This is a genomic window from Gracilibacillus xinjiangensis, assembly GCF_042651765.1.
GTDB classification, from domain to species: Bacteria; Bacillota; Bacilli; order Bacillales; family Amphibacillaceae; genus Gracilibacillus; species Gracilibacillus xinjiangensis.
On record NZ_JBHSDT010000004.1, the window covers coordinates 1283526 to 1300975 of the forward strand.

The 17450-nt window shown below is 35.3% G+C and carries 13 protein-coding genes and 1 pseudogene; 9 read left to right on the forward strand and 5 right to left on the reverse strand.

The genetic code is table 11. The features are described from left to right. Positions 1–229: 229 nt before the first annotated feature. The 5 genes from ACFOY7_RS10330 to ACFOY7_RS10350 all read left to right on the forward strand — a co-directional run bounded on the left by ACFOY7_RS10330 (position 230) and on the right by ACFOY7_RS10350 (position 7326). Positions 230–2086 carry a diguanylate cyclase domain-containing protein gene (locus ACFOY7_RS10330; protein WP_390251968.1) on the forward strand — a complete coding sequence of 619 codons (1857 nt, stop codon included), beginning with the start codon at positions 230–232 and terminating at the stop codon, positions 2084–2086. Beyond that, on the forward strand, positions 2083–3360 hold the full coding sequence (locus ACFOY7_RS10335; protein WP_390251969.1) for an ABC transporter substrate-binding protein: 1278 nt from the start codon (positions 2083–2085) through the stop codon (positions 3358–3360). Before ACFOY7_RS10330 ends, ACFOY7_RS10335 begins: the two co-directional genes overlap by 4 nt. A gap of 322 nt (positions 3361–3682) precedes the next feature. After that, positions 3683–6223 (forward strand): PEP/pyruvate-binding domain-containing protein, encoded by a 2541-nt coding sequence (locus tag ACFOY7_RS10340; RefSeq protein ID WP_390252078.1) that lies wholly within the window; start codon positions 3683–3685, stop codon positions 6221–6223. A gap of 107 nt (positions 6224–6330) precedes the next feature. Continuing rightward, a complete protein-coding gene (locus ACFOY7_RS10345; protein ID WP_390251970.1) occupies positions 6331–6528 on the forward strand; it encodes a hypothetical protein in 198 nt (65 codons plus the stop codon). Positions 6529–6747: 219 nt separating this feature from the next. Further along, positions 6748–7326 (forward strand): biotin transporter BioY, encoded by a 579-nt coding sequence (locus ACFOY7_RS10350; RefSeq protein WP_390251971.1) that lies wholly within the window; start codon positions 6748–6750, stop codon positions 7324–7326. Between the two features lie 14 nt (positions 7327–7340). On the opposite strand, the gene ACFOY7_RS10355 is transcribed toward ACFOY7_RS10350, so the two are convergent. Continuing rightward, positions 7341–8204, reverse strand: a complete 864-nt coding sequence (locus ACFOY7_RS10355) for a helix-turn-helix domain-containing protein (RefSeq protein ID WP_390251972.1) — start codon at positions 8202–8204, stop codon at positions 7341–7343. Between the two features lie 133 nt (positions 8205–8337). Between ACFOY7_RS10355 and ACFOY7_RS10360 the strand changes: the two genes are divergently transcribed. Next, on the forward strand, positions 8338–10602 hold the full coding sequence (locus tag ACFOY7_RS10360; RefSeq protein WP_390251973.1) for a beta-L-arabinofuranosidase domain-containing protein: 2265 nt from the start codon (positions 8338–8340) through the stop codon (positions 10600–10602). 71 nt (positions 10603–10673) lie between these two features. On the opposite strand, the gene ACFOY7_RS10365 is transcribed toward ACFOY7_RS10360, so the two are convergent. From ACFOY7_RS10365 to ACFOY7_RS10380, 4 genes are all read right to left on the reverse strand, one after another. After that, on the reverse strand, positions 10674–10832 hold the full coding sequence (locus ACFOY7_RS10365) for a YjcZ family sporulation protein (protein ID WP_390251974.1): 159 nt from the start codon (positions 10830–10832) through the stop codon (positions 10674–10676). A 378-nt stretch (positions 10833–11210) separates the two neighbouring features. Beyond that, positions 11211–12002, reverse strand: coding sequence for an HAD family hydrolase (locus tag ACFOY7_RS10370; protein ID WP_390251975.1), 792 nt, complete (start codon positions 12000–12002; stop codon positions 11211–11213). 15 nt (positions 12003–12017) lie between these two features. Then, positions 12018–12965: a lipoyl synthase gene (gene lipA, locus ACFOY7_RS10375; protein WP_390251976.1), complete on the reverse strand. Its 948-nt coding sequence runs from the start codon at positions 12963–12965 to the stop codon at positions 12018–12020. Positions 12966–12977: 12 nt separating this feature from the next. After that, positions 12978–13796 (reverse strand): lipoate--protein ligase family protein, encoded by an 819-nt coding sequence (locus ACFOY7_RS10380; RefSeq protein WP_390251977.1) that lies wholly within the window; start codon positions 13794–13796, stop codon positions 12978–12980. Between the two features lie 267 nt (positions 13797–14063). Between ACFOY7_RS10380 and ACFOY7_RS10385 the strand changes: the two genes are divergently transcribed. The 3 genes and pseudogenes from ACFOY7_RS10385 to ACFOY7_RS10395 all read left to right on the forward strand — a co-directional run. Then, a complete protein-coding gene (locus ACFOY7_RS10385) occupies positions 14064–14975 on the forward strand; it encodes an AEC family transporter (RefSeq protein ID WP_390251978.1) in 912 nt (303 codons plus the stop codon). Positions 14976–15014: 39 nt separating this feature from the next. After that, positions 15015–15761 (forward strand): sulfite exporter TauE/SafE family protein, encoded by a 747-nt coding sequence (locus ACFOY7_RS10390; RefSeq protein WP_390251979.1) that lies wholly within the window; start codon positions 15015–15017, stop codon positions 15759–15761. A gap of 99 nt (positions 15762–15860) precedes the next feature. After that, positions 15861–17177 (forward strand): annotated as a pseudogene (locus ACFOY7_RS10395) (O-acetylhomoserine aminocarboxypropyltransferase/cysteine synthase family protein); the annotation flags it as partial. Between the last annotated feature and the right edge of the window lie 273 nt (positions 17178–17450).

Here is a 17450-nt window from a genome sequence, read left to right on the forward strand (position 1 = left end):
GTGTACTCCTGGAAGGTGGAGAAATAACTGAATCACTGAATCATTTTGACTCTAACAATCTAATAATGTTAACAGGGTCGAATGGTTTTGCGTAATTAGTGAGAAATCAATAGGAGTACTTTTTATGTGATATATTTACAGATATAATTTTACTAGTTACATTTATTTAGAAGTACTAATCTGTTGTGTTAAAACATGAGGACAGAACGTTTAATTAGGTGGGGAGAACATGGTAATATCAAAAGAAAGACAAAAATTTACAGTGTTTATGATATTGTTAGGGTTACTTATTGTATTAGAGTTTTTTCCACTTACTATTATTTTTGGTGTAGCTATCAATTTCGCACCATTTCTTTATTTAGCGATGATTAAATTATTTGGGTTTCGAGCGTCTTTAGTGGCAACTATAGTAATGACAGCAGTTTCTCTTGCCTTAAGTAATGAGGATGCGTTTAGCTTCTTAAGTATAATCGAAGTATTGATAATTGGCGGTTTGTATAAAATAAAAGGGCGAGATCTGTTTACATGGAGTTTTGTTTATTCATTTTTAATGATTTTTATCGCTATCATCGTTAATTCTTTTTATATCCCGACAGAAGTGGTAGGGCAGTTGGTGCTGCTTAATGTTTCCTTAGTTGTTATAAGTACTATTTATGCATCACTTGTTGCAGATATGTTTTGCGATTATTATTGTTATTTACCTGCAGCAGGTCGTTTTTTTGCTAAGAAGAAACCATTGTACTTTGGGCAAATTATCTCAAACTTATTAATATTTGCAGCAATCTCTCCCATACTCTTTGTTATTTTTTTTCATGCGAATACATTGGCAGCAGAACTATATGAGCAGTGGGAACAAGAAACAATAGAACTGGAGGAATTTCTTCAATCTAAGACAAATAGAATGGAATCGATTGAAATTAAAAACTATGCACTAGACTCGAAAAAAGAGATGGCGAGATTAAAGTATGAGCTTGATCAATTCCTGACAAATGAAAATGGCAGTATATATGTTTTAAATGAGAATCTTAATGTTTGGATTGAAGCAGGTTTACAAAAAAATACGAGAGATATAGAAGAGAAATTAAATTCTGGCAATGTATTAGAGATCGGAGATAATGATTATATTTGGTTTCCTGAAGAAAACCTCAGTTTAATAGACTGGGCGAATGCCAGTTATATCGGGAAAACTAAATTTTTAGATAAATTAGTATATATGGTGATACCTGTAGATGCAGAACTTATCATCGTAATAAAAAAATTAAAAGTGTATTTATTAATTTCATTACTGGTTTTATTCATTTCACTATTATTTGGATTAATTACCAATAATATTTTATCGAAAGCCCTGGGAACTATTACAAATATAACGAGTGATATCCCGAATAAGGTGAGCCGGAAACAAACAATTGATTGGAATAATACCAATATTGTAGAATTTTCAAATTTGATTGATAATGTAAAAATTGTCGCAGAAAAGCTGCAATCTATGTTTAGGAAAACGGAGATACAAAATCAATTATTGTTAGAGAGAACAAATAAACTGATGGAATCTGAGGCTGAATTATATCATTTAGCACATTATGATGTATTGACCAACTTGCCAAACCGACATTCTTATTATACAGATATGGAGCAGAAATTAAATAAAGCATCAGGAACAGGCACCAGGTTTGCGGTAATATTCCTTGATTTAGATAATTTTAAGCAGATCAATGATACTTTGGGTCACAGTGGCGGAGATAAATTATTACGTATATTTGCCAACCGTTTGGGTGAATTCGAAAAAGAAGCCCCTTATATAAAAGTGTACCGGTTAGCAGGGGACGAATTTGTCTTCATTGTGGATTTAGCATCACGGGATGAGATAAAGGAGATAGTTGAAGAATTACATGAAAAAATCCATCAGCCAATCAAACTATTCGATAAGACAGTTGAGTTAAGTGCAAGTATAGGAATTAGTGTTTTCCCGGAAGATGGAAGAAATGTCGATGCATTATTACATCGGGCGGATACACTAATGTATGACGAAAAGCATATCCATCATCAGAACGAAGGTTCAAAGTTATATTGGGGGGATAAAGAATGAAAAAATTATATTGTTTCTCTTGTATCATCTCCCTTTTTCTATTAGTAAGCTGTGACAAAGCCAATATAAAGAATGTAAAGGACTCTAAATTATACACAGAGCCTGTAATGGAAGAAACAGTCCAGAATGAAGAAAACCATCATTTAGAGGTGTGGACATTTAGTGATATCTTCCAAAATTCCTTACCTTCTTTCCAAGAGAAGTATCCCGATTTAGATATTGAAATAAAAGTTATTGACAAGAGTCGTGTAGTAAATATGTACTTAGATAGCCTTGTGGCAGAATCGACTCCTGATCTTTTTGTAATACCAGATGATCAATTAGGGACATTTTTAGGTATAGGGGGGCTGGAGAACTTATTGAGTGAGTCCTATTATGATGAACAATTTCTTTCGAAACGACCAGAAGGTTTATTAGATGAATATATACATGATGATGAGATGGTAACAATGCCTTTATTATTCTTTCCATATGTAACGTTTTACCGTAAAGATATATTAGAACAATATGGTTATCCGCATGACCCGATATCACTGAGTAACTATATAAGTGAGTCAGACCACTGGTTAAGAATGGCAAGAACATTAGCTGAGGATGGATACTATATTGCGGAATCAGAGCAAATGCTGATAGAGACAGCATTAAGAACATCAAATTTCTTTGAAAGTGATTATAATTATATTCTGGATAAATCACCTTTTAATGATACAGTTAAAACTGCGGTAAGTGTATCTGAAGAAAAGCTTAGTCCCTATTTAAATATTTGGGATGATAGAGGAAAAGAAGCACTTGCTAACAACCAGTTAGTGATGATCTATATGGGGAGTTTTGTTACGGAACAATTAATGAACTGGCTACCGGAGCAAAAAGGAAAATGGGGTGTGACAACATTGCCGTTTGACTTAGCAGGTATTGATCGGAAGGCAAGTATGTCTATCGCCATTTCATCTAATAGTCCAAATAAAGAAATAGCTTGGGAATTCGTCAAACACATGTCCAATGATATGTTAAAAATGTACCAACAGCCAATTACTAATCCTTATTTCATCAATGATAACTTACAATCAATTTACTGGAAAGCATTAGAAAAAAATAATCCAGGTAAACCAAATATTTTAGATCGTGAGGTTCGCTTGATTTGGGAGCTTGCATTAAAAGATTACCAAAACGGAGAGAAAGTTACAGACTATTCTGTTAATCACTTGCATGAAGATGTTATGGAAAGTATTAGACAAGACCAAGAGGCATTAAAAAATTTGAATCCAGCTGACTGATCAAATAACGAGACAATACTCTCGTTATTTTTTTGCTTTTTTGTTTTAAAGGAAGAGGGTTGCCACCAATGAAATGTAACTAATTTGTTCATTTAGAAAAGGTAATCCTGTCACTGCCGATAATACTTTCCTGGATAGTCTGCTTTCGTTTAATAGAGGATAATTTCATTAACTCTACGTTTTACGGACTGCTGGAACAGTGATAGGCTTATTCTTATATCAAGACTATATCGTATTAATGCCTAATGGATATAGGTTTCAACATAAATGATGTTATAATAATATATATAAACATTTTGTTAGGTTGGTGATACGATTGGAAATGCAGCTGAAAGTTTCGACAGGTATGAGTGGGTTTGATGAAACGATCGATTCCCTGCGTTTAGGTGATAATGTGGTTTGGCAAGTAGATAATATGGAATCATATCAGGGTATTATTACACCGTTTGTTCATAAGGCATTAGAAGATAATAGAAAAATAGTATATGTCCGTTTTGGTCAACATAAGAAATTAGTCGAAGAAAATGATCAGATTATCGTATATGAAGTTGATGCGAAAAAAGGGTTTGAAAGCTTTGCGACAGAGATCCATCGATTAATCGAAAAGGAAGGCAATAGAACATTCTATGTTTTCGATAGTTTAACGGATTTATTAACAAACTGGTATTCAGATTTAATGATAGGTAATTTCTTCAAAGTGTGTTGTCCATATTTATATGAATTAGAAACTGTGGCATATTTTGCAATAAACCGGAATGTTCATACGTACAGTACAATTGCCAGAATTCGGGAAACAACACAGGTTTTACTTGACTTATATGAAGTGGAAAACAAACGATATATCCATCCATTAAAAGTATGGCAAAGATATTCTCCAACAATGTTCTTTCCTCATTTAATTGAAGGTAATAAAGCGAAAAGTATAACTGCAAGCTCGGAAGCATCTAGTTTATTTGCAAATGTAAATCTTGTGGAAGAAAGAATGGATTATTGGGATGTAATTTTTGCAGAAGCGAAGAGTGCGTTAAGAGAGAGCGAAGAAAAACAAGAGAGTATAAAGCAATTGCTTATGTCATTGCTAATTGGTGAAAAATCACGGATGTATGATTTATGCAACAAATATTTCACCTTAGAGGATATTTTAAGGATCGCCTCAAGAGAAGTTGGTACAGGATTCATTGGGGGCAAAAGTGTCGGAATGTTACTGGCGAGAAAAATATTGCGATCAGATAAACAGAACAGATTTAACAACTATATAGAAGCACACGATTCCTTCTATATTGGATCAGATATTTTTTATACCTATATTGTACAAAACGGCTGGTGGAAATTGCGTGTTAAACAAAAAACAAAAACAGGCTATTATCAATATGCGAAGGAATTAAAAGATAAGATACGGACAGGAAAATTCCCTGCAAATATAAAAGAACAATTTGTTCAGGTGTTGGAATACTTTGGTCAATCCCCCATTATTGTTCGATCAAGTTCTTTATTGGAAGATAACTTCGGAAACGCGTTTGCCGGAAAGTATGACAGCGTGTTTTGTGTAAATCAAGGTACTCCAGAGGAACGGTATGAACAATTAGAAGATGCCATCCGTACAGTATACGCTAGTACAATGAATGAAGATGCATTGGAATACAGAATGAATCGCGGGCTTTTTGAGAAGGATGAACAAATGGCAATTCTGATCCAAAGAGTATCCGGTGACCATTATGCGGACAATTTTTTCCCGCATGTCGCAGGGGTTGGGAATTCATCTAATTTGTATGTATGGGATAAAAATGTGGATATGGATGCCGGGATGATTCGTTTAGTCTTTGGTTTAGGGACAAGAGCGGTTGATCGGACGGTTGACGACTATGCGAAAATCGTGACACTTGATCAACCAACAAGAAAACCATTAATGCATATGGAAGATCAGAAGAAATTCTCCCAGCATGGGGTTGATGTCTTATCCATAGCAGAAAATAAATTAACTAGTGTAAAACTTGATACAGCAATAGCGAATGTCTGGGATGTAGAACGTAATTTATTTGCATCGATTGATACAGAGACCTCTTTCCGTTTGAAAGAATTAGGCTATCGTAACATGCCTACACCATACATTCTTGACTTTAAGAACCTATTAAAACATTCTAAATTTCCTGAAATTATAAAAGAGATGCTTGCTGAGATTTCTAGAGTATACGATTATCCGGTCGATGTGGAATTCACAGCAAATTTCCGTTCGAAAGATGATTTCAAAATAAATATTGTTCAGTGCCGTCCCTTACAAACAAAAGGGCTAGGGAAATCTGTAGAAATACCGACAATTTCAGAAGATGATTCTTGTTTTATTCAAACAAATGGAAACTTCATGGGTGGAAATATCCGATTACCGATTGATTATGTTATCTATGTGGATATGGATAATTATTTAAACTTAAATGAACAGGATAAATATAGTGTTGCGCGTATCATTGGAAAAATAACGAGAGAATTAAAAGATAAGAATATATTCTTAGTTGGCCCCGGACGATGGGGTACATCTACTCCTTCATTAGGTGTCCCCGTTCATTTTTCGGAAATTCAACATGTTAATGCCATTTGTGAAATAGCTTCTCAAGCTAGAGGGTTTATGCCAGAGTTATCGTACGGCAGTCATTTCTTCCAGGATATCGTTGAATCGGATATATTTTATGCAGCAGTATTTGATGGAGAAGACAATGTCAGATTTGAACCAAATTATGTCACAAACAAGGAAAACATGCTAAGGAATTGGGTTTCTAATACCGAATTTTGGAGTGATACAATCCATGTTTCGGAAAGTGATATGGAATTGTTATCAGATATTGTTAACCAAAAGTTGTTGTGTAAGTAATTATTTAAGGGATCCGCAGCTGTTATTATGTTTGTGTATGTTTAGATATCTGGGATGCCGGGAATAGTTTCCGTACAGAGCTTATTACAACATTAAGAAAGGACTGATTGACTATTAATCAGCGGAAGATTCGTCTAAACTACACAACCGAAATGGAGAAAGCTATGCAGCAAGCACATGGTGTGGGCTATGCAGAGTACAGCAGAAAGCTGTCTGAGCGTCTAAAAGTGGAAAAAGAGCGTGAAAATGATTATGAGAAAAGTCAAAGAGTTGTAAACGATGTTGAACGTTTGCTTCATAGATAAAGTAATAAACTGTAAAAATTGAACACAGTTAAAATTGTAATAAATATAAGGAACAGACTTCCGTATAACAGGAAGTCTGTTTTTCTTGCCGAAAACAAGTAAGGACTTAAAAATACTGGAAAATTTTATGTTGCGAAGACTGAGATTTTATGTTAACTTATATAATTGTAAAGTTAACGTTAACTAATATAAAATAATAGTTTACAATGAGGTGTCGAAATGCAATCAAGCAAATTAAGATCAATCATCTTATCGAGTATTTTCGCAGCAATCACAGCAATATTAGCACAAGTTCAATTTCAAGCATTCATTGTACCGTTTAGTGGTCAAACATTGGGAGTTGGTTTAACAGCAACGATTTTAGGAAGCAGGCTAGGCGGTTTATCCTTAATTTGTTATATGCTGCTTGGAGTAATTGGTTTGCCTGTTTTCTCTGGTTTTTCTGGTGGCCCACATATTATTACAGGTCCCACTGGAGGATTTATTATCGGATTTATTTTTACAGCATATATAACCGGATGGATCTTGGAGAAAACAAAATTCAATGTAGCAATGGCGATTATTGCTAATATTATTGGGATGTTCATTACACTAGCTTTTGGTGTGGTGCAATTAAAATATACTGCTGACTTATCATGGACTGCTGCAATGAGTCAGGGAGTCTATCCTTTTATCGGTATAGGTATTATAAAAGCAATATTAGCAAGCTGGATAGGTATTACTGTACGAAAAAGATTAATCAAAGCACAACTCTTATTTAACGCTAACAAAAGATCGGAGCATAGAAAAACTGCCTGAATAAAGGCAGTTTTTCATTTTCGGTATATTTGCTCAAGGTATGTTGTTGGTGCTACACCAGTTACTTTTTTAAATACACGGCTAAAATAAAACGGGTTGGAGAAACCTAGTTGATCGCTTACTTCGGAAACATTGTAATTTTCATTTTTAAACAGTTGGATAGCATGCTCAATTAATATTTCATTTCGATATTGTGTCACACTTTTTCCGGTATATTTCTTAAAAAGTGATGATAGATAGGAATAATTCATCCCTGTTTCTTGCTCGATCTGTTCACTGGATAATTTAGAACCTCTATTTCTATGAAACATCTCAATCATTTTAGAAACAATACGATTGGTAGAAGAGAAAGTATCATTAAGTCTTTCCGTATACAGTTCCAGAAATAAGTCGTATGTTTCCATACATGTTTTAATAGGCCTTAAGGGATGAGAAGATTCGAATGTTTCTAATAATTGGGATAATTTCGAGCCAAAATATGTCTCCTGGTCAGTTTGTCCACTTTTCGGTAGCTTAATTTTTGTTTCATAGACATCACTTGGAATGATCGAAGTCTGGCGATATGCAGAGAAATCTCTATGCACATTACCCTTGTCTTGACAATAAAAGTGAATATAGAACCAGGCCGATCCAGGCTGATAGAATTCTTCCCCCCAATGATGTACATTTTTTCTAAGAAAAAGATAGGATCCTTTCTTTAAATCATATACATTTCCATCTTCCACAATCTGAAGTATGCCGCTGAGTACAAAAACAAAAACATGCAAATCTGGCATTACTCTGTCAGGATGTTTGAGAATTCCATCATCATCACGCATAAATCCAATTTCGTTAATAAGTGGCAGTGAATCGGCAGAGATTTCAATATCATGATCCATTGATATACCTCCTTAAAAACAATCATACCGAAAAATCCAAAAAAAAGATAGCTATTCCGATAATATGAAATGTACAATTGCTAAATCTACCTTCATAATTAACTACAACAATCTAGTTTTGGAGGAATAAAAGATGGCAGATATAAAATTATTAGAGGGGATTTTTAAACAATCACAAGAAAAAGGGAAAGAATATTTACTATACTTAGATGTCGACAGATTAATTGCACCATGTTACGAAGCAGCAAATCAACAGGCAAAAAAAGAAAGATACGGCGGCTGGGAAAAGACCCCGATTGCCGGTCATTCGATTGGTCATTGGTTATCTGCTGCAGCCCAAATGTATTATGTAACAGGTGATAGGCAACTGTTAGAGAAATTAAAATATGCATTAGCAGAATTAGAGAATGTACAGGATAGTGACGGCTACTTAAGTGGATTTCCACGGACATGTTTTGATCAAGTATTTACAGGAGAATTCGATGTCGAACATTTCAGCCTTGCTGGTTCATGGGTTCCCTGGTATTCCATTCATAAAATATATGCAGGTCTAATTGATATCTATCAATTAATTGGTGAACAAAAAGCATTGCAAATTGTAATCAAAATGGCTGATTGGGCTTACAACGGTTTAAAAGATTTAACACATAACCAATTCCAAAAAATGTTGATATGTGAGCATGGCGGCATGAATGATTCATTTGCAGACTTATACATTATAACGAAAGATGAGAGGTATTTAGAGCTCGCTGAAAAATTTTATCATGAAGCAATTTTGGAGCCGCTAGCCGATGGTACCGACGATTTAGAAGGGAAACATGCTAATACACAAATCCCGAAAGTAATTGGTGCAGCAAAGTTATATAATATTACAGGAAAAGAAAAATATAAGAGAGTTTCCACATTTTTCTGGGATCAAGTTGTCCAATATCGAACATATGCAATAGGTGGTAATAGTATTCGAGAGCATTTTGGACCAGAAAATGCCGAGGAACTTGGCATTTTAACGACAGAAACATGTAACTCTTATAATATGCTGAAATTAACGGAGGTCATTTTCAGCTGGTCGCAAGAAGGGAAATATTATGATTTCTATGAAAGAGCTCTATATAATCATATTTTAGCATCCCAAGATCCTGAATCTGGAATGAAAACATACTTTGTCTCATCTGAACCAGGCCATTTTAAAGTTTATAATTCTAAAGATCATTCCTTCTGGTGTTGTACGGGTACAGGAATGGAGAATCCAGCAAGATATAACCGGGGTATTTTTTATCACCAGGCGAATCAGATTTTTATCAACTTATTTATTTCAGCAAAGTATGAAACAAAAGACGTTATTATTAAGCAAGAGACAGGCTTCCCGCAAAAAGATGTTACGATAGTCACATTAGAAAAAATTGACGAGAATGATAGTCTTTTGATTAGAAAGCCATACTGGTTAGCCGGAGATATAATAGTCGAGCATAATGGTAAAAATATAGATTATATGGAGCTGAATGGCTATATAAAACTTGAAGGTAAATGGCAAAATGGCGACAAATTAAATGTCACAACACCAATGAACTTACACAAATACATTGCAAAAGATGATGAGAAAAAACAGGTTATAATGTATGGTCCAATCGTGCTAGCGGGTGCATTAGGACGTGAAAATTATCCGGATACAGATATTTTAGCTGATCACCAGGAATTAAATAATTATCCACTCATTGAAGTGCCAACAATTGTCACAAACGTTGATCAGTTGGAACAGTGGATACATTTGCAAGATGCAGAGAAGTTAATTTTCGAGACAGTGAAAGTAGGCCAGCCTGGCAATCAGAAACTTCAATTAAAACCATTCTATGATATTCATCATGAAAGGTATACTATTTATTGGAACATAATGGATGGAAGAAGTTACGAACATTTCGTTGATGCAGAGAAAGAATTGCGGGACAGAATCCAGAAAGTGACGGTTGATGTTGTTACACCCCATGAACAACAGCCAGAGGTTGATCATAATATGAAAGCAGAAAAATCTACTTCAGGCTATTTGAATATTGTTCACAGCGGTTATCGGGATGCACGTGATGGTGGTTATTTCAGTTATGAAATGAAAGTTGATAAAACGAAAGATATGTATGTATCTGTTACCTATTTTGGTGGAGATATGCCAATGCATGTCAATGGAAAATGGATGGAACGGGATTTTTCCATTTGGATTAATGATGAGAAGATTGGAGAACAAATATTAAATAATAATAAACCAGGACAATTGTTTACAGTCAGCTATCAAATTCCAAAATATTTATTTACAGAAAAAGAAACTGTTCGTGTCAAATTCCAGGCAGACGAAGGGAAAATCGCCGGCGGAGTTTATGAAGTGCGAATGTTAAATGAAAGCAAAATATAAAATAAAGGATCGGGTGTTTATTAACCACCCGATCTTAAACATTGTAGATATCTTTAATTGTTTATAACGTATTAGTTGTAGAAGGAAGCACCTACAATGATTAGTAAAATGAAAAGGACAACGATTAAAGCAAAACCTCCACCATAACCATAGCCACAGCTTCCTTCATAGCCACCGTAACCACTGCCGTATCCACCACATGGATTATATCCGTAGTAACTCACAAACATCAACCTCCTTCATTGTTTTCACTAATTAATGTATGTTTATTCGTCCAATAGGTTAGGGTAAATGACTAGATTTATGAAAAATGGGCGATTTAGAAGTGGAGGGAAAAACAGTGTCAGATTATATAACAAGGTGAAAGGCAACAAATTTTATGTTTGCTATAGTGTAGATAACACCTAGTTGGTACATGTAAGTGCAAATAATTAGTCCACTTTTTTTCAGCTTATGTGTACAGTGCTAGTTGCTCCCCAATCCATTTAAGGTGTGTGCTTTCACTACAAGCAAAGTAAAACCCAGGTCGGTAAACCTGGATTTACTTTGCTATTTTTTATTCTTTTATCGTAGTACTAACCATCCGTAAGACCCCGCTGACGAAATTCTCACTTTATTATGCCCAATGTTTTCAATCCATTATAAATCCCGGAATCTTCTACAGATGTCGTTTGATACCTGGAGTATTTCATCAGTTCTGGAGTTGCATTCCCCATTGCGAAACTGTTGCCTACATATGCAAGCATTTGCTTGTCGTTCATTCCATCACCGAACGCAATTGCCTCATCTGGAGAAATTCGCAATTTTTTCAGGATTGTTTGAACTGCTATTCCCTTATTGACATTTTCGCGAATTACATCATAGCAATGCTCCAGACCTTTAACGTTTACTGGAGAAAAATAAATATTCTCATTCGCCATGTTGTATAGCATTGGCTGTTGGGGTTTCATGTTCATAACTGTAATTCCGAGAATTTCATTTGCAAACTCGTTGGAATAGCGCTGTACATTATTTAATGAAAAATAAGAGATAAATTGTTGAACAACTTCCATATCTATTGATGTTAATAGATTTAATCTGTTCGTATATAGAATCATTTCATGCTGATTTTCTTCAGCGATTTTTAAATAATGTTCGATAATGTCAGACGACATAGGTTCATTTACCAACACCTCGTCTTGATGAAGCGCATAAGCACCATTATATCCAACAAAAGAGGTAATACTCAGCTCTTCTGCAATATCACTAATTTCGTGCAATGGTCTTCCAGTAGCTAGAAATACTTCAATCCCTTGAGACTTTGCTTGCTTTACAGCGATTTTTGTTGATTCTTCAATGGTATGATCTGCACGTAAAACTGTACCATCAATGTCTAAAAACAATGCTTTGTAATTCGCCATTAATACGCTCCTCGATTAGAATGTAAGTTTTGTAAGTTTTTCTCCACTTGTTTCTTCATAGCCCTTAACATAATTCAAGCGGCGTTGTGCTGTTGATTTGTTAACTTGTTCATCTGCATGATAGGAAGAACGAACGAGCGGACCTGCTTCACAATGCTTAAAACCTTTGGAAAAAGCAATTTCCTTTAGCTCATTGAATTCATCTGGATGGTAATATCGTTCAACATTCAAATGTTTTTTTGTTGGTTGTAAATATTGGCCGATCGTTATAATGTCTACATTGTTTGCACGGAGATCATCCATTGTTTCAATAATTTCTTCCTTTGTCTCGCCTAATCCAACCATAATACTGGATTTTGTCGGTGTATTTGGTGCTATCTCTTTTACCCGTCGTAATAATTCTAATGAACGATCATACATTGCAATCGCACGAACTTTTTTTGTTAATCGTCTTACTGTCTCAATGTTGTGATTAAATATGTCTGGTTTACTGTCCATTAATGTATGTAAACTCTCATAATCACCTTTCATGTCAGAAGGTAATATTTCGATCGAACAGCCTGGTACCCGTTCGCGAATTTGGCGGACAGTTTCTGCAAATACTGCAGCACCTCCGTCTTTTAAATCATCACGGGCAACTGCGGTTACTACAACGTGTTTTAATCCCATGATCTCTACAGATTCTGCAACACGTTTTGGTTCCCCCCAGTCTAATTCGTTTGGCAGCCCGGTTTTGACTGCACAGAAACGACATCCTCTTGTACATGTATCACCTAAAATCATAAATGTAGCCGTTTGACGCTCACTCCAGCATTCATGAATATTTGGACATTTTGCTTCCTCACATACCGTATTCAATCTTTTGTCACGCATCAGGTGTTTCAAACGGTTATACGATTTGTTTGTATTAATTTTAATTTTCAGCCATTCTGGTTTACGCAGGTGTTCTTCATTTTTTGCCATCTCTATCGTCTCCTATCTAGATAAATTCCATGAATCATTCATATACTTTGAATACATAAGTTCTTCAATTTCTTTTAGCTGGGATTCGGAAAACTCATATGTAACTAAATTAATATCTAATCCTTTAGCAAAACCTTGCTGAAATGCAGTCTTAGTATCATCAATTGTTACATTTTTGGTTGATACGTCATTGATCGAAACAGCTTTATCTTTAAAAGCATTCCTAGCCCTTGCCTTAACTTTATCATTCGGGTAAATAAATAAATCATAAAGTTTTTCATTGTCGATCGTAATCGGGATCGATCCATGTTGTAAAATGACCCCTTTTTGCCTTGTTTGAGCACTTCCTGCAGCTTTTTTTCCTTCAATAACTAATTCATACCAAGATGGTTCTTCAAAACATACAGCAGATTGGGTTGTTTCCAGTTTTCCTTCAGGGGTTGCAAATGATGCATCTATTCCAAGGAGATAAAACCCTTCCAGCAGTCCTTTCGAAATGACACGATAGGCATCCTTGATCGAATGAGGCATGCCAGGATAGCTCTCCGAAACGATGACACTGTATGTAAGTTCATCATCATGCAATACTGCTCTTCCACCTGTTAACCTTCGAACTAGCGGAATATTCTGACTTTTTAGTGCGTCTAAATCAATTTTATTTTTGGTTTTTTGGAAATACCCTACAGACATCCCTGCAGGTTCCCACTCATAAAAACGAATAACTGGCGGAATTTCCCCTTTGCTGTGCCAATTTAACAGACATTCATCAACAGCCATATTATAAGCAGGTTGACACTTGCCAGAATTGATAAAATACCATGTTTCTCCCATTGATATCAGGCGATTGTCGTGTTACACGTCATTCGCCACACCCCTCCAATGCTAGAATTGTTTTTGTGTGAGAATAGGCAGGTTTAAATGAGTGAATTTATTAAATCAACCTATGTTCAATCATTAATATGGTACAACTTTTACCATATTCGTGTCAAAACAAGGATATCATAATCTGCCTGTTTTCTGTTACGATATGCTATAGTGTATACCATACTTACGGCTAATCCCTACAAATTTCATCGACATTAAAAAAAGGAGCGAAATATGAGTGGGTTTAATGAGCAATTTCTCATTTCTATTTTTATTATTGCGGTCGGTTTTCTGTTAAAGAAAACAAACATAGTAAAAGAAGAGGATGGCGAAGGTGTTGCAAGAATAATTTTTAATTTGACCTTACCATGTTTGATCATTGTAACTTTTAATGATGTAGCGTTTACTTCTTCTTTATTTTATTTAATACTGATTGCTTTCTTCTATGGTATTGTGATTGGATTTATAGCATTGTTTATATTCAGGAAACAGTCAAGGCATGACAGTGGTATGTTCAGTATGATGGTGCCAGGCTTGAATATCGGGCTGTTTGCTTACCCATTAGTGGAAGGGCTTTGGGGATTGGAAGGGCTTAAATATTTCGGTATGTTTGATGTAGGTAATGCATTTATTGTATTTGGATTAAGTTATATTATTGCAGGAATCTATTCTGATAATACCGGAATCGTTGAAACGAGGGCAATAACCTATAAATTAGCCAAATCAATCCCCTTACAAACCTATCTGGTTATGTGTTTATTCAGTATTATCGGTTGGAATGTACCTGTTTTTGTTATGGATGTATCCAGTATTATATCAAAGGCAAACATGCCGCTGTCACTTCTGTTATTGGGACTTTATTTAAATTTTTCTTTTGCTAAAGGGTATGGCAAATTAATTACAACATATTTAATAACAAGGTATGGGATTGGTATTGTGCTAGGTTTATTATGTTATTATTTGCTTCCCGTTGAAGAGATGTTCCGTTTTACATTACTGGTTGGTTTTATATTGCCTGCATCGATGTCTGTTTTACCATATTCCATCATATTTGGTTATAATCAGCGTCTTGTCGGCACAGTATCTAACATAACAATAATGATTAGCTTTGTATTGATATGGTTGATTGTTAATGTAATGGTTTAATAGAATACATGGTCTATAGATAGGGAGGACGTGATATATATGTTTGAACTGACCATAGTTGAATGGGTAGTTATTATTTTCTCTGCAATGTTAATCGGATTTTCTAAAGCAGGGGTTGCCAGTATGGGAATTCTGGTTGTAACGATTTTTATGATGATATTTCCAGCAAGAGAATCCGTCGGTGTTTTACTGCCATTATTAATTGTTGGGGATATATATGCTGTCACATATTATCGCAAAAATGTTGTCTGGAAATATCTATTTTCCCTCATACCTTCTGTTTTAACTGGTATTTTGGCAGGTTATGGTGTTTTAAGTTTTGTCACAAGTGACCAGCTGAAGCCGATGATTGGGATCCTGATTCTTGTTCTCATTTTATTACATATCAGTCGAGAACGTTTAGGGGAGAAATTTAATCAGTTATTGCCTGAATCGAAATTGTTTACATTTACTATGGGGGCATTAGCTGGCTTTGCTACAATGATTGGCAATGCTGCAGGCGGTGTGATGGCGATTTACTTTTTAGTAAAAGGTCTTCCAAAGAAAGAGTTTGTCGGGACAGGTGCCTGGTTTTTCTTATTTGTCAATCTGATAAAGGTACCATTTTACTATTCACTTGGGATCATTACGGTGGAATCGCTCCGTTTCAATCTATGGTTCATTCCAGCTATTATCGCAGGGGCGGTAATAGGGGTAAAAGTATTAAAACTAATGCCCCAACGTCTCTTTCAGATTTTAGTCTTAGTGTTTGCAGCAATTGGAGCTATCCGGTTAGTAATTGGTTAAAATATTCAACAAAAGTGTTCTAAATTTTCGACAAAATTCTGATAATTTATGGTATGATATCTTTAGTCAATTAGTCGAACAGTTTTGGAGGTTTCAAAAATGAGAGAAAAACGTTTAGAAACGTTATTATTACATGGTGGGCAGACACCAGATCCTACAACAGGATCACGTGCTGTTCCTATATATCAAACAACATCGTATGTTTTTGAGGATACAGAACATGCCGAGAAATTATTCTCATTAGAAGAGAATGGAAATATTTACAGCCGTTTAATGAATCCTACTTTAGATGTATTTGAAAAAAGGATGGCATTATTGGAAGGTGGGGCTGCTGCTGTTGCAACCGCGTCAGGAATGGCAGGCATTTCTCTGGCAATTTTAAATATTGCTTCAGCAGGAGATGAAATTGTTGCAGCAACAAATATCTATGGTGGTACATATAACCTGTTTGCCATAACCTTACCGCGCTATGGGATTAAAGTACATTTTGTTGATCCAACAGACCCGGAAAACTTCAAAAAAGCAATTAATCATAAAACGAAAGCACTATTTGCTGAAACAATTGGGAACCCGAGCTTGCACGTACTCGATATACCGGCAGTATCTAAAGTTGCACATGAGGCAAACATTCCATTAATTGTTGATAATACATTTGCAACCCCATATGTTTGCCGTCCAATTGAACAAGGGGCCGATATTGTCGTCCATTCTGCTACCAAATGGATTGGAGGGCACGGGACTTCGATTGGCGGAATTGTAGTAGATGGCGGTAACTTTGATTGGAATCAAGCGAAATTCCCTGGTTTTATTGAACCTGACAGAAGCTATAATGGTATTGTGTATGCGAAAGATTTTGGGGATATTGCTTTTGCAACGAAGTTACGTGTTCAACTTCTAAGAGATCTTGGTGCATGTTTAAGTCCTTTCAATGCTTTCCAATTATTACAAGGGTTAGAAACATTGAATCTGCGTGTGGAGCGTCACAATCAGAATGCTCTTGAATTAGCCAGAAGACTGGAACAGCATCAAGCAGTAAGTTGGGTAACATATCCAGGGTTACCATCACATCCATCCCATCAGTATGCGAAAAATATTTTGGAAAATGGATATGGATCTGTTGTTGTATTCGGCATCAAAGGCGGCAGAGAAGCAGGAAGTGCATTAATTAACAATATGCAATTATGGTCACACTTGGCGAATGTAGGTGATGCGAAAAGTCTGATTATTCATCCTGCAACGACTACTCATTTGCAACTGTCGAAGGAAGAACTGGAATCAACAGGTGTAACAGAAGATATGGTTCGGCTATCAGTAGGACTTGAAAATATTGATGATCTTTATGAAGATTTAAACCAATCGTTACAAAAAGCAACAGGGATCAATCAAAAAGAATCATCACCAAGCAAGACAAATAATAATAACACAGAAGACATCGTACAATTGCTAACAGCTGAAGTTATTAAACAATTGCAGCAGAAAAGAATCTAAGTAGTCAGAATTTTAATAATTTTTGTTTAACAGATTTGTATTGTCAGCAATGAGGAATATATAAAACTAATAAAAAAATAGGAGATTCCTCTATGTCTGACAGAATAAGTCCAAGAATGGTTAAAGAAAGTCTTAGATATACCGTATCGGCAACAAATAACAAAAGAAGCTTGATACGTTTATCATAATAGAATATCTATA